This window comes from Okeania sp. SIO2B3 (assembly GCF_010672525.1).
Lineage (GTDB): Bacteria > Cyanobacteriota > Cyanobacteriia > Cyanobacteriales > Microcoleaceae > Okeania.
The window spans coordinates 193,696-202,191 of record NZ_JAAHGH010000005.1 but is presented as its reverse complement, the minus strand read 5'-3'; the positions used below and the strand labels follow the sequence as shown (position 1 = coordinate 202,191).

The window sequence follows — 8,496 nt, the reverse complement described above, 5'->3', positions numbered from 1 at the left end:
TTTTGTCTCGATCACCAGATTCTATATCATCCAAAAATTTCCATAACTATAACGTTGCAGTTTCGGTTCTAACTCCTGCTCATAACTACAACGTTGCAGTTCAGGGTCTGACCCCTCATTTTGTCTCGATCACCAGATTCTATATCATCCAAAAATTTCCATAACTATAACGTTGCAGTTTCGGTTCTAACTCCTGCTCATAACTACAACGTTGCAGTTCAGGGTCTGACCCCTCATTTTGTCTCCAAACCCTCATATAAAATTAGGCTAAACACTTAATTGTATATTTGAGGGGGATGGGAAGATAGGGAGATGGGGAGATTTGAAGCTTGAAGTCTAGATAAAATTATGAACATATATATAACCGGATTCTATATCAGCTATAAGTTATCAGATTTTATAGCTCTGGGTAAACAAATGGTTGAGGAGTTCAACAATTAATAATTAATAATTACCCCTCCTTGAAAAGAAGAGGATTGACTAAAAGGAAAAATTTTTCTTCTCTTGGTCGATGGTCGGACAGCGAGGAGACCTCGCCATCCCACCCTACGGGAAGCTGCGAAGAGAGAACTCCGTTCCGCTGTCGCGTTTCGCGTCAGCGTTGCGAAGCAAACGACCGCTTTTTTCTCCTTAAAAGGAGAGGCTTTCAACCTTAATTATTCGGTAAAAGTTTCAGAGTCTATATATATCCTTTGATTTTTTACAAATTATTTGGGATTTCTATATAGCAATTCTAAATCATTTGTGATAATTTGCTTCGGTGTTCCCTGTTCCCTAAAATCTACAATATCTCACAACTCAAATAAGATTGCTACATAACCTTTTTCTGATAAAGATAAAAGCTTTAATCTATCACCTAAAACCTGCTCAAATTATGAAAAAATATTATCGTGATTTTGTAATTAGAAATTGGCAACCAGATGACCGTCAAATAGTAGCAAATATTATCGGTTCTGTTCTGACAGAATATGGTTTAAACTGGGAACCCGAAGATGCAGATCGAGATGTCTTGCAAGTAGAAAAATTTTATCAAAATGTAGGAGGAGAATTTTGGGTAGTAGAAAAACAAGAAAAAATATTAGGCACTGCCGCATATTATCCAATTTCACGAGGTAATAAAGCAGTCGAAATTAGAAAGATGTACTTATTACCAGAAGTCAGAAATCAAGGTTTAGGAAAATTTCTATTAAAAGAATTAGAAAACAGAATTATAGAATGTAAATTTCAAGAAATTTGGATAGAAACAGCAACAGTATTACAAGAAGCTGTTAAATTATATGAAAATAACGGTTATCACTTAACAACTGGAGTAGAGACAAAACGCTGCGATCGCATTTATCAAAAAATTCTATAGCAGGCAACAGGCAACAGTGGGAAAAAAGTTTTCCTGTCTAAGGTTTATTATCAGCATAAATCCTAACTAACCTATTCTTTACTATAGACACAAACAGTAAATTAATTAAGATTGTAGCCTTAGATGAGAAAAATTTACCTACAACCTAACACCTATCACCTAACACCTAAGACCTATACCTAATAATATGGATTTACGTTATCTCATTCCCTTTTTCGACCCCAAAGTCCAAACATGGGCTATAGAAGCTAGACTATTACGATGGTTAACATTTCTCTGGCTATTTATCGGTTTAGTAGTATTGTTTTCCGCTTCCTATCCCAGTGGTGCAACAGAATATGGAGACGGTCTATACTTTTTTAAACGACAGTTAATATGGGCCTTAGCAGGAATGGTGGGATTTAATGTGGTTGTTTATACCCGCTTATCCACTATGCTGCAAACTGCCAAAATAGGCTTAATTCTCATACTCACTCTCCTACTTCTCACTCTGATACCAGGAATAGGAACTACAATTAATGGTGCAACTCGCTGGATATCTTTAGGCCCAGTAGTTATTCAACCATCTGAACTAATGAAACCTTTTTTGGTGCTACAAGCAGCTCATTTGTATAGCAGATGGAGTCGCTTGACTTGGTTAGTGAGGATAATTTGGTTATGTACTTTTTCTTTGATCCTAGCATCTATCTTACTACAACCAAACTTAAGTACCACTGCCTTATGTGGTATGATTCTATGGTTTATTGCCTTTGCCGCAGGACTACCTTACTTTTATCTGGGAGGTATTGCTTTAGCTGGATTTCTTTTAGCTACCATTAGCGTCAGCATTAATGATTATCAGAGGAGGCGAGTTCTTTCTTTTACAAATCCTTGGGCAGATTCAATGGGGGACGGTTATCAGTTAATTCAAAGTTTACTAGCAGTAGCTTCTGGAGATATTTGGGGTAGTGGTTTCGGGTTATCTCAGCAAAAGCTACATTTTCTTCCTATTCCATATAGTGACTTTATATTTTCTGTTTATGCTGAAGAGTTTGGTTTTGTGGGAGCCTTATTACTGTTACTGTTATTAGCTACATACAGTATTATTGCTTTGAGAGTTGCCTTCAAAGCTACTAGAATGGAACATCAACTTGTAGCCATTGGAGTAATGATAGCTTTAGTAGGTCAGTCTTTCTTGAACATAGGTGTTGCGACTGGGATACTGCCAACTACAGGTTTACCATTGCCAATGTTTAGTTATGGCGGTAGTTCAATGATTGGTAGTTTGTTGCTAGCTGGATTATTAGTTAGAGTAGCCAGAGAAGAAAATCAGGCAGATGTTTTAATATTGAAAGAACGTCGCTTACGAAGGCAACGCTATGGGCAATAGACATTTCCGGAAAAGAGGTGAGTAGAGAGTAGGAAGTAAGGGGAAAAAATTGATAAATAGGGCTTGCTGATTAAATGCCAAAGCATTGACTGATATTGGTTTTAGGCTTTTTATGTCTGAAAAAAGTATGAGCTTAGAAGAAGCTTAAGTTAAAAAAGTGAGCATTTTTGGGAAGCAGCCAGCCGAAAAATCACTCTGACTATTCTTTAGGCCACTGACTCTGTAATTCCCATTTATTCTACGTCCTAATACCAGTTTGAAAAAAGAATGTTACGAATAATAAGCGTCAACTAAAATCTTTCATCTAAATGTACAAGGTATTACAATTGATAATTTAAGTAAGCATTCAGCTATTAACTGTCAGCTCTCAGCAATAATATCTAATATCTTAAGGAAGGGTTTTTAATAAATATAGCCTTTAAAAGTCAGCTTTTATAGTAAAATTCAATTTACTTCATTAATCAAGGCTTTCTTTAAAATTCAAATAAATAGCTGATGGCTGATGGCTGAATGCTGAATGCTTACTAATTTAATGGTAAAAAATGATGATAATAGCAGCTTCTACTGACTAATGACTACTATAAGCAGTCCAAATATTTGTAACAAACATTTATCAAATTGGTATAACTACTCCCTACCCCAGCAAAAAGACTTTCCATAAGCAAACCCTAAATAAGAGTGCAATAATTGATTTGATTTTTTATTATTGGTGATTTCTAATAGACATCTCTAGAAGAGAGGGAAAACCGGATTTAGGAAACAAGGAGAAATAGAAAAATAATTGATAATGTATGGATAGGAATAGATTGAATTTTTTGGTTTGTGGAGACGTTTAATAATTTTTCTTATCTTTATCTTTTGCAGGTTTAATACCCCACCGTCAACAGCAGGTCGAAGACTATCCAGAAGCAATTTTTCCTTCTGCCTTCTTCAAATTCATACCAAAAATTTATTTGAGTAAGTTTAGTAATTATTGTTACTGACAAATCCAAACAAATCTGATAAGCCTGCGAAAGCTTCATTTTTTAATATCAGATGACGGTCTTTATCTCTATCGATCCATCCTTGCTGTTGTAATTTTCCTAGAATTCTCGTGACGGTTACTCGTGTTGTACAAATTGCACCAGCAATATCTTGATGAGTCAAGCGAATACTTAACCGAGTACCATCAGTCACAGGCTGGCCAAATTCTTGCTTCAATAATAGTAATAATTGATGGAGACGGTCTTCTACTCGTCGTTGTCCGGCGATCGCTAACAAAGCTTCTGTTTGTCGAAATCGTCTTCCTAATTGGGGTAAAATTTCTTGGGCTAATTTTGGGGAAGCCTCTATCTCAATCATCGTGTACCACATTAAACAAACATCTGACAAAGCATTTGCCCGATAAGTCTGCAAGTGGGAAAAACAACTGCCAAAGCACATAGAAGGTCCACCCCATCCAAGTAGACCTTCTTCCCCTACTGGATAAAGAGTACTGAGTCGCACTAAACCCTGACAAATTTGCCAAAGACCTTGCGGCATTAAAGGTATTGTTTCTCCTTTATTAAAAAAGTGTAGATGACGTTCAGAACTTTTATTATACTGATTATTCTCTATAATTGCTCTAGAAGTTTGAGCCATATTTATAAATTCAAGTTTACATATACTGGTTTTATATACATAAAATTTACCCTATCCTAACAAGGTAAAGATTAGGTAATTAAAAGATTAGTAATAGGTTAAACTTTTTTTACTATCATTCTACCCAACTCACAAAGGCAATAGACACAAAAATATTTTTTTTGATGAGGTAAATTTTATATAGAAATTCCCAAGAAGCGTTTCTGTACAAAATTCCTTTGTTGCGCAGGAGTAGGGAGTAGGGACGTTGCATACAACGTCCGTAGGTCATAGAAAACAAGAAAAACAACTGTACTTCAGTAACTGGAGAAACCCTATATATATATTTTCTGCTTTTTACTCAATCTTTACCTACTACCAATTTTGGATAAATAAACTTCTTGCAAAAGTAAAAATAAAATATTCACTTATTCATTTTTGTTTTGTTTTTTCGTTGACCTCTACAAGAAGTCTAATCTACCAGAATTTAGACCGCAGGTCGCAATAATTCAGAGCGGAAATTTTGTCGAACTTGAATATTAAGATATCGTCTTTGCAAAATCTGCCATTTTCGCCATGCTTGATGCCAATTTTGTTGTAGTTGCTTCTCTAAGGTAGGAAGAACCTTATCAATTTTAGATTGCAAAACATTTTCCAGAAATTCTCTTAACACAGCAGAATCTTGAATATCGCCGAGATATTCCTGAATTTCTTTCATATCTTTTAAATAAGCTTCATAAGTCGGACCATAAAATTCTGTAAATAAACTCATTTGGTAACGAACCCGCTTTACTTCCTTACGCAGACTATGTAGATTTTCCTCATCTAGATCGCTAATGTTTATAGAAGAAACATCATTATTAATTTTGACTACTTGATGCTTAGAATTAGTTTTTTTGAGTAAAAAATCCTGATTATCACTTGTTTCTAAATCCTCTGTTTCAATACCAACCAACCAGCCAGGATGAAGAAGTAATTTACTAACTTCAGGTAATAATAAATCTGGTAATACCTCTTGAATAGGTAGGCAAGAAATATTTGTATAAATTGGGTTATCTAACCATTCCTGCAATTTCTGCTTCAACACTAGATAACTCTTATTTCCAAGTATTCCTCGTACTTTTTTAAAAGCTTGACGACGTTGTTTTCGTAACCGCTGCATAACCTTTTCTAACTCTGCTTGTTCTTGAGGAGGTAAATTTGGTTGATAGCGATTTTGAAGCGCTTCTAAAAGAACATCTAAATCTCTTAAACCTCCTAAACAACGAGCAATTTTACCAATCTTTTGGTCTTGAGCTGCTTTCGGCAAAGTGACAACTGGCCTAAAACCTTGAGCAGCAGAGCGCAAGCGACGCATACCCACACGCATTTGATGTAGTTCCTCTGGGTCTTGATCTTTGAGTACCTCTGGTTCATGTCTGAGGGTTTTCTGAAAATGCTTTTCAAAAGCTAAGGATGCCCAGTCTCCAAGACTATTTACTTTCGGCAATACTTGTGTTGTCATAGTTAATTAAAACCCTAACTCAACTTTTGCAGTTACGTCTACGATATTCTGAAAAACTTTTATAATAACACTTCTTGTTGCTTTTAAACAAATTTCCTTGTCTATTTACTGCTGCCTCACCTCTTTTACAGCAGTTTTCCACTTACTACATTAAGTAGAAGGAAGTTGAGTTTCAAACCTTTTCCTGCCTTGACAACGTCTCTATAATATTCGGAGAAGCAAGCTTGATAATGGTTATTCAATCCGACTTGATATGAGCCAGACTTTAAGCGATTAAAAAAATGTTTAATATATCATAAAAAAAACTTTTTATCAATTAAAATCTTTATATTTAAAATATTTTAGACTAATTTAACAAAAATTTGTCTAATCATCAATTGTCAGCTATCATTTTTACTAACGAAGCAGCCAATTTCAAAAAAATTAGGCACTGATGGATCAAGTAGATATAAGCAATAAATGCAGTATAAGAACATCAGATACTCAAGGTTCAGCTTCAGACGAACCTGGTAGCTTAATTATTGTGCAGCTTAATCACAACCTGCAATCTAGTTGTCCCACGAACTATCAGGGGGGTGACACTAGCTGAACAGACCCGCAGCCACACAAGGGTCTCTAGACTGCAAGGATGCCAGCACATAACTCCTGTAATTAGATCAATACAACAAATAGTAATTAGTCATGGAGTAAAGTTCTATTATCCAAGACTGATGAACCTATTCAAACCAGTAGTCTGTCAAAGCAATTCTGTCCATAGCTTTTTTCTAACTTCCCTATTTTTAAGGTTAGTTTAGTTAGGGGGGGTCAAACCCGTCAATAATATTTTGACAGACCACTAGGACATCCCAGATCGCGGCTGCGCCGACAAACTTTGTTTAGCATTAACAAAAAATAATTTCTGTTGAAAGTTTAACCAAATATAGAATCTTTTAAACTTAATTTTTGGCAATTCAAGAGGAAATCAAACAAATCAACACAAATCTAGATAAATTAACAGATTTATTTTATGAATGTCAGCGAGCTTTTAAGCGCAAATGAACTATTAATTAGACACTCCAAAGGAGAAAGAAATTTTCAAGGGGCTAACCTAGTTGCAGTGAATTTAGGTGCAGCTAACCTTAATCGCAGTAATTTAAGTAATGCTAGTTTCAAAGATTCTTACCTAGCTAAAACTAAACTAATTGGAGCTAATCTTATTGGTGCAGATTTTAGTAATGCTAATCTCTCTGAAGCTAAGTTAATTGAAGCTAATTTGAGCGCTACGAGCTTTACTCAAACTACTCTTATTGAAGCCGACTTAACTGGAGTAATTTTGAGTGGGGCTATTTTTTCAGAAGCAGATTTAACAGAAGCTATTCTAATTGGCACCAGCATGGTCGGAACTTGTTTGCTGAATGGCTCAAAACTGACTCAAGCCAACCTCACAGGAGCTACTCTCAGCCGTGCTATTCTCAGTGGCGCAGACTTAACTAAGGCCACTTTGAATCGGGCAATTATGAGTGAGGTAGACCTAAGTGGCACTTTATTAAATCAGGCAAGTCTAATTCGAGCTTATCTACAACGAGGAAATCTCAGTGGTGCAAAATTAATTAAGGCAGATTTAACAGAAGCAACTTTGGCAGAGGCCAACCTTTGCGCTGCTGACTTAACTGAGGCAGATTTACAGGGAGCAAACCTGAGCAATGCTAATCTAAGTGGAGCAAATTTGACTGGAGTTAATTTACAAGGAGCAAATCTTAGAAATACTAATCTTAATGGTGTTAATCTTCAACAAGCAGACCTGCGAGCTGTGGACTTGAGCAAAGCTAACTTAAGAGGTTCTAACTTGAAAGCTGCCAATCTCTCAGGGGCAAATCTATTGGAAGCTGATTTGCGAGGTGCTAACTTACAGAAAGCTAATCTTTATGGTGCTGGTTTATTGCTAGTATCTCTTAAAGGTGCTGATTTAAAAAAAGCTTGCCTGTGTCGTGCTAACTTGATTGGGTCTAGTTTAAATCTTTCTGCTCTTGAGGATGTTTGCTTAACAGAAGCAATTATGCCCAATGGTTCAACTCACAGATAGAGTTAAAATAGATTTATGGAGCAAATCTAACTCTTGACTTAAATTCTCCAAAAGTGGTTACATTGATTACTCAGAATTCAAAAATTTTGTGATAAACTAATATATTGGAGACCTTAATCGGGTGGAGGTATAACCGCGTAGAATGAAACAATTGGGAACCCATCTAGTCGTTGATGCCTGGCAGTCCCCTGCAGGGCTGCTCAACGATCCTGAACGTATCCGTCGCTCTTTAATTGATGCAATTACAGCAGGAGGAGCAACTCTCATAGACTTATGTGTTCATCAGTTTAGCCCTCATGGAGTAACTGCGACGGCAACACTGGCAGAGTCTCATATTGCCATCCATACATGGCCTGAGTTAGGTTACTTTGCTGCTGACTTATTCTTTTGTGGTCATGGAAACCCCCATAAAGCTGTAGAGATTCTAGAAACCGCTCTCCAAGCTAAACAAATAAAGTTGACTGAGATAAAGCGCGGTTTTGACCCTGAGATGGGAGTCCAAGATACTTCTACAAAAGATCATGTTAACAGTTTTACCGAAAAACAGGGCTTAAAGCCTTGCCGTTCCAGGGCGAGTTTGTGTTAAGATCGGACTGGTTGCAATACCT

6 protein-coding genes are annotated in these 8,496 nt (G+C 36.3%); 4 read left to right on the top strand and 2 right to left on the bottom strand.

Translation table 11 applies throughout. From position 1 onward, the window contains the following. Positions 1-874: 874 nt before the first annotated feature. Positions 875-1,354 (top strand): GNAT family N-acetyltransferase, encoded by a 480-nt coding sequence (locus F6K15_RS06475; RefSeq protein ID WP_293058562.1) that lies wholly within the window; start codon positions 875-877, stop codon positions 1,352-1,354. A 187-nt stretch (positions 1,355-1,541) separates the two neighbouring features. Continuing rightward, entirely contained in the window at positions 1,542-2,723 is a 1,182-nt protein-coding gene (locus F6K15_RS06470) for an FtsW/RodA/SpoVE family cell cycle protein (protein ID WP_293058560.1), read from the top strand. 963 nt (positions 2,724-3,686) lie between these two features. On the opposite strand, the gene F6K15_RS06465 is transcribed toward F6K15_RS06470, so the two are convergent. Together F6K15_RS06465 and F6K15_RS06460 are read right to left on the bottom strand one after the other, a co-directional pair. After that, the gene (locus tag F6K15_RS06465; RefSeq protein ID WP_293058557.1) at positions 3,687-4,343 is read right to left on the bottom strand and encodes a Crp/Fnr family transcriptional regulator; all 657 of its coding nucleotides are present in this window, start codon (positions 4,341-4,343) and stop codon (positions 3,687-3,689) included. Between the two features lie 466 nt (positions 4,344-4,809). Further along, on the bottom strand, positions 4,810-5,826 hold the full coding sequence (locus F6K15_RS06460; protein ID WP_293058554.1) for a CHAD domain-containing protein: 1,017 nt from the start codon (positions 5,824-5,826) through the stop codon (positions 4,810-4,812). A 1,006-nt stretch (positions 5,827-6,832) separates the two neighbouring features. On the opposite strand from F6K15_RS06460, the gene F6K15_RS06455 reads away from it, so the two are divergent. Continuing rightward, positions 6,833-7,888 (top strand): pentapeptide repeat-containing protein, encoded by a 1,056-nt coding sequence (locus F6K15_RS06455; protein WP_293058551.1) that lies wholly within the window; start codon positions 6,833-6,835, stop codon positions 7,886-7,888. Positions 7,889-8,030: 142 nt separating this feature from the next. Then, on the top strand, positions 8,031-8,474 hold the full coding sequence (gene speD, locus F6K15_RS06450; RefSeq protein ID WP_293058548.1) for an adenosylmethionine decarboxylase: 444 nt from the start codon (positions 8,031-8,033) through the stop codon (positions 8,472-8,474). Positions 8,475-8,496: the final 22 nt, after the last annotated feature.

Excerpts from the sequence above, each read along its gene's own strand:
- F6K15_RS06455 (WP_293058551.1), top strand. The coding sequence starts at position 6,833 with ATGAATGTCAGCGAGCTTTTAAGCGCAAATGAACTATTAATTAGACAC.
- F6K15_RS06470 (WP_293058560.1), top strand. The coding sequence starts at position 1,542 with ATGGATTTACGTTATCTCATTCCCTTTTTCGACCCCAAAGTCCAAACA.
- F6K15_RS06465 (WP_293058557.1), bottom strand. The coding sequence starts at position 4,343 with ATGGCTCAAACTTCTAGAGCAATTATAGAGAATAATCAGTATAATAAA.
- F6K15_RS06460 (WP_293058554.1), bottom strand. The coding sequence starts at position 5,826 with ATGACAACACAAGTATTGCCGAAAGTAAATAGTCTTGGAGACTGGGCA.
- speD (WP_293058548.1), top strand. The coding sequence starts at position 8,031 with ATGAAACAATTGGGAACCCATCTAGTCGTTGATGCCTGGCAGTCCCCT.
- F6K15_RS06475 (WP_293058562.1), top strand. The coding sequence starts at position 875 with ATGAAAAAATATTATCGTGATTTTGTAATTAGAAATTGGCAACCAGAT.